Raw genomic sequence first — 17,466 nt, forward strand, 5'->3', positions numbered from 1 at the left:
CTCGCTTCGCATCGTGGATACGCGGTCTTGTAGGAGCCGGCTTGCCGGCGAAAAACGCGAGAACGCCGCGATCATCCAGATGTTCCCGCGTCACCGTTAAGGACCATCGCCGGCAAGCCGGCTCCTACACGACCGCGTTTGCCCTTGCCTTTGCTCCACACCACTCAAGCCGGCTGTCAGGCCGCTGTGCTCTTGCTTTTGATTTTGACCTTAGGCGCCCCGTCAAACACGCTGGCCGGAATTCGGCAGGGATTTGGGGGGTAAACCGGCAGGGATGCCGGTTTAGCCGCCCCGCGCCATGGATGGCGCGTGGCGGCGGCCCCCCAAATCACTGTCGGATTACGGGCACACCGAGCCTAGGCGAGGTGCCGAGTGTTGGGGCAAGAGCGTTTTGCTTACTTTTGCGCTTTTCAAAAGTGAGCCGCCGTAAGGGCGGAACCAATAGTCGCCGTTACCCAAAAAACGGATATGTACACCTAAAAACAGGTCCAACCCAATGAGCCTACTCCCGTACGCCTGGGCCAAATCCCAACGCCTCCTCCTGCGCCCCAGCGCCGAGGGCATGCTACTAACCGTGTGCCCCTCAACCCCCGGCTGGTCCATCAGCGAAGTCCACCGCCAATTCGGCCAAACCCACCTCGAACAGGTCCGCGACGACGAACTCGACGGCCTGCTCACCAGCGCCTACGCCGACACCGGCAGCGCCGCCGCTGTAGTGGGCGCCGCCGAAAACGAAGTCGACCTCGACCGCCTCATGCAAGACATGCCCGAAGTCACCGACCTGCTCGACACCCAGGACGGCGCCCCGGTAATCCGCATGATCAACGCCTTGCTGACCCAAGCCGCCCGAGACGAAGCCAGCGACATCCACATCGAACCCTACGAAACCCACTCCGTCGTGCGCTACCGCGTCGACGGCACCCTGCGTGACGTGGTTTCACCCCGCAAAGCGTTGCACGGCGCGCTGGTCTCGCGGATCAAAATCATGGCCCAACTCGATATCGCCGAAAAACGCCTGCCCCAGGATGGCCGTATCGCCCTGCGCGTAGCCGGGCGGCCCATCGACATTCGCGTGTCCACGGTACCCACCGGCCATGGCGAAAGAGTCGTCATGCGCCTGCTGGACAAACAAGCCGGGCGCTTGCAGTTGGAGACCCTGGGCATGGAGCCGCAATTGCTGGCACGCCTGGATACGCTGATCCGCCAACCCCACGGCATCGTGCTGGTCACCGGCCCCACCGGCAGCGGCAAGACCACCAGCCTGTATGCGGCCTTGGCGCGGCTGGACGCGAGTACCAGCAATATCCTCACCGTAGAAGACCCGGTGGAATACGACCTGCCGGGCATCAGCCAGATCCAGGTCAACGCCAAGATCGACATGACCTTCGGCCTGGCGCTGCGGGCGATCCTGCGCCAGGACCCGGACATCATCATGATCGGTGAAATCCGTGACCTGGAGACCGCACAAATCGCCGTACAGGCCTCGCTCACCGGTCACCTGGTGCTGGCAACCTTGCACACCAACGATGCAGTGTCGGCGGTCAACCGCCTGATCGATATGGGCGTCGAACCGTTCCTGCTGGCCTCGTCGTTACTCGGCGTGTTGGCCCAGCGTCTGGTGCGCCGCCTGTGCCCGCACTGCAAGCAGGAGGACCCGGCTGCGCCTGGCACGTGGCGCCCGGTCGGGTGTGCGCAGTGTAATCAGATCGGCTACAGCGGTCGTACGGGTATCCATGAGTTGTTTTGCGTCGATGACGATGTACGCAGTTTGATCCATCAGGGCGCCAACGAGCAGGACCTGCGCCTGGCCGCGCGCCGTGCCGGGATGTTCAGCATGCGTGAAGACGGCGAGCGCTGGGTGCGCAGCGGCGCCACTGCACCTGAAGAAATCCTGCGTGTGACACGGGACGCCTGATGAATCGCTATCGCTATGAAGCCGCCGATGCCAGCGGCAAAGTCGAGGCCGGGCATGTGGAGGCCGATAGCCAGAGCGCGGCATTTGCCAGCCTGCGCAGCCGGGGCTTGACCGCACTGCTGGTGCAGATCGAAGGCAATCAGCAAACAGCGGCGGGCAGCAGCCTGTTCACCGCCAAACTGTCGGACAACGACCTGGCCTGGGCCACGCGGCAACTGGCGAGCCTGTTGGGCGCCAGCCTGCCGTTGGAAGCCGCCTTGAGTGCCACGGTGGAGCAGGCCGAAAAAAAACACATTGCCCAGACCCTGGCCGCTGTGCGCGCCGACGTACGCGGCGGCATGCGCCTGGCGGACGCGTTGGCGGCGCGGCCACGGGATTTTCCGTCGATTTATCGCGCGTTGATCGCGGCGGGGGAGGAGTCCGGCGACCTGGCCCAAGTGATGGAGCGCCTGGCTGACTACATCGAGGAGCGCAACAACCTGCGTGGCAAGATCCTTACTGCGTTTATCTATCCTGGCGTGGTGGGGCTGGTGTCCATTGGTATTGTGATTTTCCTGCTGAGCTACGTGGTGCCGCAGGTGGTCAGTGCGTTTTCCCAGGCGCGCCAGGATCTGCCGGGGCTGACGTTGGCGATGCTCAACGCCAGTGACTTTATCCGCGCCTGGGGCTGGCTGTGTTTTGCCGGGATCGTCGGCGGTTTCTGGAGCTGGCGCCTGTATTTGCGTAACCCGGTGGCGCGTTTGAGTTGGCATAGCCGGGTGTTGCGCCTGCCGCTGATCGGGCGTTTTGTGCTGGGCCTGAACACCGCGCGGTTTGCCTCGACCCTGGCGATTCTCGGCGGTGCCGGGGTGCCGCTGTTGCGCGCCCTGGAAGCGGCGCGGCAGACCCTGTCCAATGATCGCCTGAGCCAGTGCGTCAATGACGCCACCGCCAAGGTGCGCGAGGGCGTCAACCTGGCCCCAGCGTTGGCGGTGGAGAAGGTGTTCCCGCCGGTGTTGATCCACCTGATCGCCAGTGGCGAAAAAACCGGCTCGCTGCCACCGATGCTAGAGCGTGCGGCGCAGACTTTATCGCGGGATATCGAACGCCGCGCCATGGGCATGACCGCGTTGCTGGAGCCGCTGATGATCGTGGTGATGGGCGCGGTGGTGCTGGTGATTGTCATGGCGGTGCTGTTGCCGATCATTGAAATAAATCAACTGGTCACCTAGCTCACCCGACCGACCTCGGGTTCCTTATTGCGTCATATTTTCACACCCTGTGCGGCCTCCAGCCATGGCTGCTGAAACCTCGCTGTCACCTGCGCCGAAACCGCTCAAAACCGTGACCAAAACACCCGAGAATCTTTTTAGAAATCAAGGTGTTCCTCCCGAGGTTTTTTCCCATAACCGTCATCGGAAACTGCGACTTTCTCTCCCATGGTTTTAACCCCTGGCCACCCCCGCAAAAGGGCTTGGGGCAGAAGCCATGGCGTCATGCAAGAGCCCTCTACCCCAAACGTACAAACACGACGAAAGGAGATTCTTCATGTTTAAGCGCAACGTTCTCGCGGTATCCGTGACCCTCGCCGCACTGTGCTCGGCCCAGGCTGCAATGGCTGACATCAACGGCGGCGGCGCAACCCTGCCACAGCCGCTGTATCAAACCGCTGGTGTACTCACCACTGGCTTCGCTCCGTACATCGGCGTGGGCAGCGGCAACGGCAAGGCTGCATTCCTGACCAACGATTACACCAAGTTCGTGGCTGGCGTGACTAACAAGAACGTGCACTGGGCTGGCAGCGACTCGAAGCTGACCGCTACTGAGCTGTCGACCTATGCTTCTGCCAAGCAACCGGCCTGGGGCAAACTGATCCAAGTGCCTTCGGTAGCCACTTCGGTTGCCATTCCGTTCAACAAGGCCGGCACCAACGCGGTTGACCTGAGCGTTGACCAACTGTGCGGCGTGTTCTCCGGTCGTTTGACCAACTGGAACCAGATCACCAACTCCGGCCGCACTGGCACGATCGCCCTGGTGTACCGCAGCGAGTCCAGCGGCACCACTGAGCTGTTCACGCGCTTCCTGAATGCCAAATGCACCGAAGCCAAGCCTTTCGCAGTAACTACCACCTTCTCCTCGAGCTACGGCGGTGGTCTGCCATCGACGGCTGTAGCCGCCACTGGCAGCCAGGGCGTGATGGATGCACTGAACGCCGTTGAAGGCCGTATCACCTACATGAGCCCGGATTACGCTGCGCCCACCCTGGCCGGTCTGGATGACGCCACCAAAGTGGCCAAGGTTGGCGGTGTTTCCCCAGCACCTGCCAACGTATCGGCTGCGATCGGCCTGGTTCCAGCGCCAACCGAAGCCCGTGCGGACGGCTCGTTCATCGACGCGACCAACCCGGACAACTGGGTGCCGGTATTTGCCGCCACTGCAAGCGGTCCAGCCACCTTCGCTTACCCATCCAGCGGCTACCCGATCCTGGGCTTCACTAACCTGATCTTCAGCCAGTGCTACGCCGACGCTACCCAGACCACCCAAGTGCGCGGCTTCTTCGCCCGTCACTACGGTGCTTTCGGTAACAACGACACCGCCATCAGCAACAACCGCTTCGTACCGCTGCCAGCCAACTGGAAAAAAGCCGTGCGTGACACCTTCGCCACCGCTTCCAACGCTCAAGGCATCGGCAACACCAGCGTCTGCAACGCCATTGGTCGTCCGCTGTAACCCTCGCTTCAACGACCTGCAACACCGATCAGCAACGGCCTGTGCCGTTGCTGATTTTTTTGCGTTAACAGCCCTGCATGAACTTTGCGTGACAGAAGTTCAGTCCCGCGCCTCGCCAACCGCCTAACCCTCATACGTGAGCCTGTCTTGGCCCCAGCGCGATAACAAAGAAGGAAGATTCCAGATGGTTCGCTGCAAATCACCGGTTAACCTCAAAGCCCCAGTGACAGTCCTGCGCCTCAAGCCTTTGGCCCAGGCCATTGCCTTGTTGATGGTGGCCGGTAATGCCCAAGCGGCCACGGCGTTCAGTTCCGGCTGGTTTGCCGACAAGGGCGCGTCCCAGGCGAGCACGGCAGCGCGCACCGGTGCCGGCCAGGTCCCGGGGATTCCTTCGCTGAACCAGCAGGCACAGGTCAAGCAGCAGTTGGCGCGTTCCATCAGCACGTTGAACACCAGTGTCGCGGCGATTGCGGCCCAGCAGGCGGCGCAAGCGGCGGGGCGTCAGGCGGCGTTCGGCCAGGTCTCGAACATCCCCGATGGCTTGGGCAAGGGCGGCCTGCAGGTCGATAACAGCCTGAGCCAGGGCTGGACCAACGCCAAGGGGCCCACCCAGAGCCAATCTGGCGGCAAGACCACGGTGACCATCGAGCAGACCGCCGACAAGGCGATCCTCAACTGGGAAACCTTCAACGTCGGGCGCAATACCACTGTCGACTTCCAGCAGCAGTCCAGCTGGGCCGTGCTCAATCGCGTCAATGACCCCAATGCGCGCCCCAGCGAAATTCAGGGCCAGATCAACGGCGCCGGCACGGTGATGATCATGAACCGTAACGGTGTGGTCTTCAGCGGCACCAGCCAGGTCAACGTGCGTAACCTGGTGGCGGCGGCCGCGACTATCACGGATGACCAGTTCACCCAGCGCGGCTTGTATGTCGACACCAATGGCACCCAACCCACGTTCACCGACGCGGCGGGCAAGGTGGAAGTACAGCGCGGCGCGCTGATCCAGACACGCACTGCCGCCACTTCCACGGACTCAGGCGGCTATGCCTTGCTGCTGGGCAGCGAGGTGGAAAACGCCGGGACCATCATCACTGCCAAGGGCCAGACCACCCTGGCGGCCGGCGACAGCTTTTACATTCGCAAAGGGGCCGGCACAGCGGGCAACGACCGTTCCACTACTCGTGGCAATGAGGTGGCGACCAGCCTCAAGGCTGGCAGCACCGCCGGTAAAGTCACCAACAGCGGCCTGATCATGGCCTCCACTGGCGACATCACCCTGACCGGTCACCAGGTGCAGCAAAATGGCGTGGCCCTGGCCAGCACCTCGGTGGATACACGCGGCACGATTCACTTGCTCAACGCCGCCAGCGACACCAGCGGCAGCGTGACCCTGGGCGAGGGCAGCACCACCGCGATCCTGCTCGACGCCAGCGGCAGCACGGCGCTTAACAGCCAGAAAGACAACGGCCTGATCAAGCTCGACGGCACGCCTGCCAACCTGATCACCGGGCAGTTCAACAACCTGAGCGCCGTGGTTGACCGCACCGATCAGTCGCGCATCGAGATTGTCAGCGGCGGCACCGTGGACTTCCAAAAAGGTTCGATCACGTTGGCTACCGGCGGCCAGGTAGCGGTCAGCGCCGGCCAGCGCAGCCTGGTGCGTGATGGTGCAATGATCGACGTGTCGGGTGCCATCGGCGTCAAGGTGGCGATGGAAGCCAACAACATCAAGATCAACGTGCAGGGCAACGAGCAGCGCGATGCGCCGGTCAACCGCGACGGCGGGCAACTGATCAACAATGACGTGTGGGTCGACCTGCGCGAGCTGGTGTTTGTACCGGCCGGCACCAACGGCTACGCCACCGATCGCTGGTACACCGCCGGGGGCTTGCTGGAAGTGGGCGGTTACCTCGGCACCCAGGGCCACTCGGTGGGCGAGTGGATGGCCCAGGGCGGCACCGTGACCTTTACCGGCAAGGAGGTGGTGACCCAACAGGGCGCGCAGATCAACCTGTCGGGCGGCACCGTGGATGTGCAGGCCGGTTACATCCAGCAGACCTGGCTCAAAGGCCCGAATGGCCGTTTGTATGAGCTGTCGAAAGCGCCGGGGGACATTCTCTACTCCGGTTTCTACAAGGGCTATGAAGACAACAGCGCGCGCTGGGGCCAGACCGAGTATTACTACAACCCGCTGATCGCTCCCCAGCGTCGTTACGAAGCCGGTTACACCGTGGGCCGCGATGCCGGCAAGCTGGTCGTCGGCACCGCCAGCGCAGTGTTGGAAGGCCAGTTGATCAGTGATGTGTTCCAGGGTGACCGCCAGACCCAGGCACCCAACATCAATCTCGACGGCTACCAGCAATCCCAGAAAGCCAGGGCCCAGCGTGCGCAACTGATCATTGGCCAATACATTCCGATCTACAACAAAACCACCGGCACGCTGCGCTATGCCCTCAGTGGTACCTCCGACCAGGTACTGATCGACAGCAACACCCAGAAAATCGCCGAAGGCCTGGACCTAGGCACCGTGCTGCCGCTCGATCGCCAGGGCAAGATCCTGCTCGACAGCGATCAGCTCAATGGCTATCAGCTGGGCGCGGTCAAGGTCGCTGCCAAGCAGCAGGTGACCGTCAATGGCGCGCTCAGTGTGGCGGACGGTGGCGACATCACCTTGTTCGGGCCGGGTGTGCAGATCAATGCCAACCTCACGGCCCACGGCGGCAGTATCAACGCCGGCAACATTCTCAGCCAGGTCGATCCGCTCAAGGCCGGTGCGGTGGCGGATACGATCCTGGCCGGTGGTTCGAGTGTGAACGTCGCTGCTGGCGTCAAGCTGGACACCAGTGGCCGCTGGAACAACCTGGCGCTGGATCCGGCTGCCAACGCGGGTGTGGCGTACGTGAATGGTGGCAAGGTGTCGTTGCGCAGTTCCAGCAACGTGAACCTGGCCGCCGGCAGTGTGGTGGATGCGTCTTCCGGTGCCACCCTCGGCGTGGATGGCAAACTCACTGGCGGCAAGGGCGGCAATGTGACCCTGGGCGCCCTCGGTGAGCTGGCCCTGGAGGGTGATATTCGCGGCTACGGCGTCAACGGCGGCGGCACCCTGGCGTTGCAGGCGCATAAGGTACAGATCGGCGAAAGCGCCAACGCGCTGGGCAGCGACACCCTGAAACTGGCCGGTGATTTCTTCAATAAGGGCTTCTCGGCCTACGACATCACCGGTAATGAAGGGCTGATCGTCACGGACGGTACTCAGGTCGATGTCAGCCTGCCGGTCTACCGATTAGGTGCCCAAGCCTCGGGTATGCCAACAGGTAGCGATCCAGCCACCGCGCTGGAACGCTGGACGCCGCCGCTGTATCAGGAAGACGCCACCAAAGGTGTGCTGACCCAACGCCGTGGCGCCGGCTTGAGCCTTACCGCCGGCCATGTCAATTCCACCGCCGCGCAACTGGCGACCACGGCGCTCACTGTGGGCCAAGGCGCGGTCATCAATGTGGACCCCGGCCAGGCGATCAACTTGCGCAGCGTCGGCCAATTGACGCTGGACGGCACGCTCAACGCCTGGGGCGGCAGTGTCAGCCTGGGCGGCTTGACGACGGGTGCTTCTGAAGCCGTGAATGCCATCGGCCATGGCCGCTCGATCTGGGTCGGCGAGCAGGCGGTGATCGACGTCGCGGCTCGGGCGGCGACGGCGGTGGACAACCGTGGGCGCACCTATGGCCTGGTGCGTGACGGCGGCAGCATCAACATTGGCGGCACGTTCGACCTCAACACCGGCCTGGCCAAGGCCAGTGACTTGTTCGTGGTGGTGCGTAACGGCGCACGCCTGGAGGCGTCCGGCACCCAAGCCCTGATAAACGTGGCGGGGCAGGGCGCCGTGCAAGCGGCCAGCAATGGCGGCAGTATTACGCTGGCGTCGAATAATGGCCTGTACCTGGATGGCAGTTTTGTCGCCAGGGCCGGTGGCGCCGGGGCGGCGGGCGGCAGTCTCAATGTGGCGTTGGACACCCCGTATTACCAGAAGGCGTCCGTCACTGACCGCGTCCTCAAGGTGCGTGAGCTGGTGTTGGGTCAGGTGTATCAGCCGACGGCGCTGGCCGGCACCGCGGAAGATGCGGCCGCCAGTCTGGAGTACGGGCATGGTCGGTTGGGTGTGGATCAAGTCAGCGCGGGCGGTTTCGATAACCTGGCGCTGATGAGCAACGGCCTGTTGAGCGTTGATGGCGACGTGACCTTGAACATGGGCCAGAGCCTGCGCCTGTACAGCCGTGGTTATGGCCTCAGCGAAACCGCAGCGGGCAACTCGCATATCAATCTGTCGGCACCGTATTTGCTGCTGGCGGGGTTCCTCGCGCCTGAAGAGACGGGCAAGGACCTCTATGTGCGACCGATACCGGTGCTGCCGGCCCCGTCCCAGCGGGCAACCGAGGCGCAATTCAATGCCTCCGGCAGCCTGATCGACGTGCGTGGCAATGTCATCTTCGGTAACCGTAGCAGCCTGTTCCGGGCAGATAACAGCCAGGCCAGCCTTGAGCGTCGCGGGTTCGATCAGGTCAACCTGACCAGCCAGGGCGACCTGCGTTTTCTCGCCGGTGCAGCCGAGAACGACATCATTACCGGTGTCAGCACGCAGTTGCTGACCCAGGGCGATATGACCTTGCGCGCCGCGCAGCTGTACCCGGCCAGTGAAGTCAGTGCCCGCGTCATCGCCGGCTACCTTGGGCAGTCGACCACCACCTCCCTTGACCTGGATTTCGATCCCTTGCGTACGCTGACCATTGGCCGCGTGGGCAGTGCCGATGCGCCTATCCCGTATTCGGCGTTCGGCCGCCTGCAACTGGGCGCGGCCACCGTGCGCCAAGGGGGCGTGGTACGCGCGCCCTTGGGGTTGATCGACATCGGCAGCATGGGCAGCAGCGTGGTGCAACTGCTGCCCGGCAGCCTGACCTCGGTGAGTGGCAAGGGCCTGGTGCTGCCCTACGGCGGAACGCTGGACGGCCAGGTCTACAAGTACAACGGCAAGACTGTAAAATTTATCGGTCAGGGAGGGCTGCCCTCCCGTGAAGTTGACCTGAATGTCGGTGTCGTGCTGGGTGGCAAGTCGATCAGCGTGTTGCCGGACGCCACCCTGGACTTGTCCGGCGGAGGCGATCTGTTGGGCGCCGGCTTTGTTTCCGGGCGCGGTGGTTCTACGGATGCGCGCTACAGCCCGTTGGTGCAATTTGGCGCCAATGGCGGGTTCGTGCTGCCGGGACTGTCCACCAACCCGATCTATGCCATTGTGCCGGGGATACAGCCGGACGCCGCGCCGGTCGCAGGAGAGGGCGGGGCCGTGACGCCATTGGTTGGTCAGCAGATCACCATCGGCGCCGGTGTGCCGGGGTTGCCGGCGGGCACGTACACGCTGATGCCGTCGACCTACGCGTTGATGCCAGGCGCCTTCCGCGTCGAAATCAACGGTCTGGCCGGGCTGGGCAGCGGCACCGCGACCACCTTGATGCGCAACGGTTCGTGGGCGACTGCCGGGCACCTGTCGATTGCCCATACCGGGATCAGCAACAGCGTGGCCAGCCAATTGATCCTGACCTCTGCCGATACCCTGCGGCGCTATTCCCAATACAACGAAACCAGTTACGCCCAATTCGCCAGGGCCGATGCGGCCAGGTTGGGCGTGCCACGGCCGATGCTGGAGGCCGACGCGAAAACCTTGAAACTGGCCCTGCGTCCGGGAGACGGCGCCGAGGCCTTCTCGTTCCAGGGTATCGGGCGCTTTGGCGCGGCATCGGGTGGGTATGGCGGCACGGTGGCAGTCATCGACCGCAGTCAGCAAGGGATCGAAGTGGTTGGCGCAGGACAGGCGGCGACAGCCGGGTTCGCCGGCATCACCTTCAACGCCGATAGCCTGAATGCATTGGGTGCTTCGCGGCTGATGGTGGGTGGGATGACGGCTGTGGAGTACGGCCAGTCCGGGAACTTCATTTACCTGGCGGGCGGGGTCAACCGCGCCCAAAGCAACGTGATCTTGCGTAATGGCGCAACCCTTGCCGCGCCGGAAGTGTTCCTGGTGAGTGATACCGGCTCCATCGTCGTGGAGCAGGGTGCTTCGATCAATACCCTGGGGCGCGGTAATGCCAGCTACGATGCCCGCGACGGCTATATCTACCAGGTGGCCAACATGCTGGCGGTGTCCAATGGCCTGCTCAACGTGATCAGTGCGCCCAAGGTGGGCAGTGTGATCAGCCAGGGGATCAACATCGGTGCCTGCAGCAGCGGTGCGTGCAGTGGCCAGACCGGGCTGTACTCCAACGGCAGCATCGTGGCCCTGACCGACAGCACCTTTCAACTCGGCGACCAGGTGCGTTACGGCACCCGTCACCTGAACCTGGGCGTGAGCACCATCAACCTGGGCAGCGCCGACGCCCTGGCCGCAGCGGCGGCGACGAATCGCTTGCCGGCCGGGCTGACGCTCAGCCAGGCGCTGCTTGATCGATTGCTGCGTGGCGATACGCAGTTCGGCGCACCTGCCTTGGAAACCCTGCAGCTCTCGGCCCGCGACGGGTTCAACTTCTACGGCAATGCGGTACTCGACACTTATGACCCGCTCACCGGCAAATCGCTGCTGAGCAACCTGATGCTGTCCACCCCGGCCCTGTACGGTGCCGGTGGTGCCAACGACGTGGCGACGATCCACACCGCCAACCTGATCTGGCTGGGCGCGATCACGCCTCCGGGCGCGGTGGTAGCGGGTGGCGCGGGCACCGGCAGCGGGCGCCTGGATGTCAACGCCGAGCGGATCGAGTTCGGTTATGGCGCCTTTGGCCAGCCGAGCAACGTGAAAAGCTTCGACCGCCTGGCCCTGGGCTTTGCCAACGTCAATCTGAACGCCAGCGAGCGCATCACGGCCAACCATAAGGGCAGCCTGTCGGTGTACCAGAGCCAGGGCGCCTATGACCCGGTCAGCGGCTTTCAGTACAGCGGCGGCAACCTGACTATCCGCACGCCGTTGATGACCGGTGAAGCCGGCTCGGTGAACGTGATCAAGGCGGGCGGTGCGATCGACATCGGCGCGTCCGCCGGCCCGCGTGGTGCGGCCAGTGGCCAGGGGGCCGAACTTTCGCTGCAAGGCGACAGCATTCGGCTGGCCAGCGCGGTGGTGTTGCCTAGCGGCAAAGTCAGCCTCAGCGCGCGTGGCGATGTGGTGTTGACCGATGACGCGTTGATCGACGTGGCCGGTCGCGCCATTCCCTTCAACGACGTGACCCAATACGGTTGGGGCGGCGATGTGCTGTTGGACAGCCGCAGCGGTAATATCCTGCAGGCGGCGGGGTCGACCATTGACCTGTCCGCGAAGAACAACCAGGCCGGCAAACTGCGCGCCGTGGCAACGGACGCGGCCGGGGGCATCGTCGACCTGCAAGGCAAAATCCTCGGCAGCAGCAGCGGCCACTACCTGGCCGGCGGCACTTCAATGCCATACCAGGCCGGCACCGTGGAAATCCAGGCGCAACGCCTGGGCAGCAGCGGCGCCCTCGACCAACAGTTCGCCGAGCTCAACCAGCGCCTCAACCAGGGCCAAGTGTTCGGCGCGCGCAGCTTCCAGCTCAAGCAGGGTGACCTGACCATCGGCAACGGGCTCAAGGCCGGCACCATCAGCGTGTCGCTGGACAACGGCAGCCTGCGCGTCAATGGCCTGGTGGACGCCAGCGGCGAGCGGGTCGGCAGCATCAACCTGGCCGGCAAAAATGGCCTGACCCTGGACAGCACGGCGGTACTCGACGCCCATGGCAGCAAGCTGCGCGTGGACAGCTACGGCAAGATCATCGACGCGCCGAACCGCGCCATGGTGGTATTGGGCTCCGGCACCGGCCAACTGACCCTGGCCGATGGCGTGCGCATCGACCTGCGCCACGGCACCGACGGCGCGACCGGCAACGATGGGCGCAATCGCGGCACCCTGGAGCTGAACGCGCCACGGTTGTTCAACCCGGACGGCAGCAGCAATGACATCAATATCGACGCCAGCGGGCGCCTGACTATTCAGGGCGCGCGCTCGATTACCCTCAACGGCATGGCCACCTACGACGATGCCCCGGAGAAAACCGACCCGACCGCCAGCGGCAGGCCGTATCAGGAGATCACCCAGAGTTACTTGGATGGCAAGCACGCCTTGAGCGAGGCTTTTATCAATGCCGCGCTGCTCAATAACGATCTGTTGCAAAACAAACTCGCCGGGTTGAACAACGCCACGTATGCCGATGCCTTCCACCTGCGCCCAGGCGTGGAAATCGTCAGCAAGACCCCGGACGGCGACCTGGTGGTGCAAGGCGATCTGGACCTGTCCGGCTATCGCTACGCCAGCCTCAACCCCACCAGCCAGAAGAACAACGCGGTGTATGGCAGCGGCGAGTCCGGCAGCCTGACCCTGCGTGCCGGCGGCGACCTGAATATCTACGGCAGCATCAACGACGGTTTCGCCAAGCCGCCGGTGTCCGAGGATGACAAAGGCTGGGTGCTGTTGCCGGGTGTCGATTTCAGTGGCGGAAATATCGTGGTGCCGGGCAATGGCGTGACCCTCGCCGATGGCACCGCCTTCCCAGCCGGCGCCACGCTTAACTACGACCTGCCGATCAAAGGGTTGACCGTGGCGGCCGGCACGCGCTTGCCGGTGGCCGCGACATTGGCTCAGGACCTGGTGGTGCCCGCCGGTAGCGTGTTGTCGGCGGATGTGCGCGATGCTGGCGGCAACCTGCTGTTCGCCGCTGGCACCTTGCTCAGCCAGGCGCAAACCCTGGTGGCGGGCACGCAACTGGGCGCCGGCACGCTGTTGACCGAGGGCACCCGCCTGCAAGCCATGATCTGGCCCAAAGGCGTGCCGCTGCCCACGGTGCACGGCGCAACGCTGAGCAATAACATCGTACTGCTCAGCGGCAGCAAGGCCTTGCCAAAAGGCGGGCTCATCCCCGCCGGCACCGATGTGAAGCTGCCCAACGGGGCGACGTCGGTGCAACTGCGCGTCGGGGTTTCCGGCGGCGCCGGCCAGGTGTGGGCGATCTCGCCGATGCTGGCCGAAGGCACTCAATCGTGGTCGTTGCGCCTGGTAGCGGGCGCCGATACCGAGGCGGCTGACAGCCGTATCCTGCAAGCCCACCCGCGCAGTGGTGACATTCACTTGGCGGATAACCACTACGGCATGTTTGCCAAGGAAATACCTGCCAAAGGCGTACAAACCTGGACCGCCCAGGCAGTCATTGATATGGGCTTTGCCGGTGTGGTCGTCAAGGAAGGCGACCCGATTGATCAGGCGGTACTCGATGGCTTCGGGCTGGGTTCAATCGAGGACTTCTGTGCCGCAACGCCGGAGTACTGCAAGCCCAAGGTCACCTATGTATTCACCCAATACGCTGTTGATCAGTTGGCAAGTCAAGGCGTCACTGTGGTCGTCAATACCGAGATGACCGATGCGTTTTTCCAGAGCATTGATTACCCGACTGTGGCTGAGGTGTGTGGCAGTGCGCCTGAGTTCTGCCTGCTGAAGGCGGACAAGGAATACGCCGCCACACCTTCCAGCACGCGATTCAGCGTCATCCGCACCGGCACCGGCGACCTGGAATTGTTGAGTGCGGGCAACCTGAGCATGGATTCGTTGTACGGCGTCTACACGGCCGGCACCTCGTCGACCGGTACCTTTGCCGGCGACCCTTACAACCTGCCCAAGGCGACGCCGACAGGCACTGACCCGTCCAGTAAAACGGTGCTGAGCGACCCCGGCAGCTTCTTTGAAAAGTTTGTCAATGGCTCGCTTACCAGCCTGTATCGGGCCTGGTACCCGGAGGCAGGGGGCAACCTGACGCTGAATGTCGGAGGGGACCTGGCCGGTCATATCACCAGCCTCACCGCGTTGAGCCCCGCGCGACCCAACCCCAAGGATGCAGGGGTGGACTCCGCTGCCGTCGGCAATTGGCTGTGGCGCCAGGGCAGCAGCGACGTGGGGACGGGCGGGCAAGCCCAGCCGACGGCCTGGTGGATCAATTTCGGCAGCTACACCGCAACGACGGCAGCGGACAAGATGCTCGGTTTCACCGGTTTCGGTGCCCTTGGCGGCGGCAACGTGGATGTCAACGTCGGCGGCGATGCCGGCGTGTTGAACACGCTGGGCTACAGCGCCAGCCATGTCGAGGCGAACCCGCATAGCCAGGGCCTGGTGTTGGCTGTGGGCAGTACGGGCCGGGTCGCCAGCGATGGCAGTTTGCAGTTGACCGGTGGCGGTGACCTGCGCGTGCGCATCGGAGGGGCACTGAACCCGGCCAGCGTTGCCGGCACCGCTGACCATCGTGATGGTGTACTGGTCAACTTGCGAGGTGACGTGCAATTTCGCAGCGCCACCGTGGGCAGTGTCGACATGATGTATGGCAGTATCGCCAGGTTCCAGAGCCCCGGCGAAACCCGTGCCTATGATCCACTGGTCGCGACCCGCGGCGCTGCTCGCGGTGGAATGACCCTGGTGCCGGGTGATGCGACGTTCAATCTGCAGACCCTGGGTGACCTGGTGGTGCAGAACGTCGAAGACCCGGGGCGGGTCGTACTCTCCCACCTGTCCCCCTTCGCTCAAGGGGCTGAACAGGGCACTGGTACCAGTTGGTTCACACTGTGGACCAAGGGCACGTCGATCGACCTGTTTTCCTTGGGCGGCAACCTCACGCCCTTCAGTCGATCCGACGCGACGGCCGACCTGGCGGTGGTCTATCCATCGATCGTCAGGGCCACGGCAGCCGGCGGTAGTCTGTATTACGGTAAGGCGGCAGAGACGCAGGCCAATGGCGACGACAACTACACTTACCCACTGCTGTTGGCGCCCGGCGAGAACGGCCAATTGCAGTTCCTGGCCCAGGATTCGATCTACGCCGGTGGCATGACCGTCAGCCAATCCGGGACAGCCCAGAGCACCATGGCGACCCCTTGGCATCCGGCGTACCAGGGCCGCATCGGCAACACGGTGAAGGCGAGCAACCTGTCGGTCAACGGCAACTCGGGCAGCCAGCCGTTGTTTGTATTCGGGCCGGGTACGGCTGGGCTGTCACCCGATGGCAATGCTGAGCCTGCGCGTTTTTACGCAATAGACGGCGATCTGGTCGGTGTCAGCAGTGGCCGCGTGATCACCTTCGGTACAACGGCGGGCAGCTTGCATGAAGGCCAGACCTGGTATGAGGGCAATGGGCCGGTATGGATGATGGCGGGACGGGATATCGTCAGCAGCGGTCGGCGCTTCGGTCAGAGCTCGCCTGCTGGCTTAACCATGTTCCCCCAGGACAACCTGATCATTCACAACACCCCCAACGACATCTCCGTGGTGTCCGCCGGCCGCGACATTCTGTACAGCAACTTCCAGGTCGCCGGCCCCGGCCTGCTGGAACTGTCGGCGGGGCGCAATATCCTCCTGACCGGTTCCGGGGCGTTGGGCGAGTCCAGCGTGACCAGCTTCGGGCCCCTGTTGGCCGGGGACAACCGTCCTGGGGCGAGTATCGTCATGCAGGCGGGCGTCGGCCCCCATGGGCCGGATTACCTGCGCTTCGTCGAGGCGTACCTGAACCCCGCCAACCTGGCGCAGCCTGGCGAGTCGATTCAGGGCAATAAGGTCGCCAAGACGTACGAAAACGAGTTGGTCACCTGGCTCGCCGAGCGCTTCGGTTTTGTTGGCGATACCGAGCAGGCACGCGCCTACTACGCGGCGCTGCCCGCCGAGCAGCAACGAGTGTTTGCCCGCAACCTGTACTTTGCCGAACTCAAGGCCGCAGGGCGCGAGTACAACACCGACGGCAGCGTGCGCCAGGGCAGCTACCTGCGTGGCCGCGCCGCCATTGCAGCGCTGTTCCCCGACAAGGACGTGGCCGGCAATCCGATTACCTACAAAGGCGACATCACACTGTTCGGCGGCTCGGGCGTGCACACCAATTTCGGTGGCTCGATCCAGATGCTCACCCCAGGCGGCAGCCAGACCTTCGGCATCGAAGGCGAGGCGCCACCGTCGACGGCGGGTGTGATCACTCAAGGTGCGGGGGATATCCAGCTGTATTCCATGGGCAGCATTCTGCTCGGCCAGAGCCGCATCATGACCACCTTCGGTGGTTCGATCATGGGCTGGACCAGCGAGGGTGACATCAACGCCGGTCGCGGCTCCAAGACCACTGTGGTGTACACGCCGCCCAAGCGTGTCTATGACAACTGGGGCAATGTGGGCCTGTCGCCGTCGGTGCCGAGTACCGGTGCGGGGATCGCCACGCTCAACCCGATTCCGGAAGTGCCGGCAGGAGACATCGACCTGATCGCGCCATTGGGCACCATCGATGCGGGCGAGGCGGGCATTCGTGTGTCGGGCAACGTCAACATCGCCGCCTTGCGCGTGGTGAACGCAGCGAACATCCAGAGCCAGGGCAAGTCGTCCGGGGTGCCGGTGTCTGCCGCGGTCAACACCAACGCCATGACATCGGCCAGCGCGGCCGGGGCGGCGGCGTCCCAGGCCGCGGAAGACGCGGCGCGCAGCCAGCAGGCGGCGTCCAAGCAGGGCCGGCCGTCGATCATGACGGTTGAGGTGTTGAGCCTCGGCAGCGAGCCGTTGCCACAGGAACCTGCGCCAGCGCAGAAAACCTCCGGCTACAACCCCGACAGCCCGGTGCAGGTACTGGGCGCGGGGCCGCTGAGTGAACAGGCGCGGGCGCGGCTAACAGATGAGGAGCGCAAGCAGATCAGCCTGTAGATTTACAGAAGGACCTGTGGTGAGCGGGCTTGCCCCGCGCTGGGCTGCGAAGCAGCCCCTCACCTCTACAAGCCCCCACAATTGC

The 17,466-nt window shown here is 63.9% G+C and carries 4 protein-coding genes; all 4 read left to right on the plus strand.

Features of this window, described 5'->3' with window-relative positions:
* Window positions 1-496: 496 nt before the first annotated feature.
* The 4 genes from gspE to RB216_RS11180 all read left to right on the plus strand — a co-directional run bounded on the left by gspE (window position 497) and on the right by RB216_RS11180 (window position 17,381).
* Window positions 497-1,915, plus strand: coding sequence for a type II secretion system ATPase GspE (gene gspE, locus RB216_RS11165; RefSeq protein WP_068936209.1), 1,419 nt, complete (start codon window positions 497-499; stop codon window positions 1,913-1,915).
* Window positions 1,915-3,126 (plus strand): type II secretion system inner membrane protein GspF, encoded by a 1,212-nt coding sequence (gspF, locus tag RB216_RS11170; RefSeq protein WP_028619770.1) that lies wholly within the window; start codon window positions 1,915-1,917, stop codon window positions 3,124-3,126. Before gspE ends, gspF begins: the two co-directional genes overlap by 1 nt.
* Before the next feature lie 316 nt (window positions 3,127-3,442).
* The gene (locus tag RB216_RS11175) at window positions 3,443-4,624 is read left to right on the plus strand and encodes a substrate-binding domain-containing protein (RefSeq protein ID WP_028619771.1); all 1,182 of its coding nucleotides are present in this window, start codon (window positions 3,443-3,445) and stop codon (window positions 4,622-4,624) included.
* A gap of 184 nt (window positions 4,625-4,808) precedes the next feature.
* The gene (locus tag RB216_RS11180; RefSeq protein WP_308908698.1) at window positions 4,809-17,381 is read left to right on the plus strand and encodes a filamentous hemagglutinin family protein; all 12,573 of its coding nucleotides are present in this window, start codon (window positions 4,809-4,811) and stop codon (window positions 17,379-17,381) included.
* The last annotated feature ends 85 nt before the right edge of the window (window positions 17,382-17,466 follow it).

This window comes from Pseudomonas canadensis (assembly GCF_030980095.1).
Taxonomy (GTDB): Bacteria; Pseudomonadota; Gammaproteobacteria; order Pseudomonadales; family Pseudomonadaceae; genus Aquipseudomonas; species Aquipseudomonas canadensis.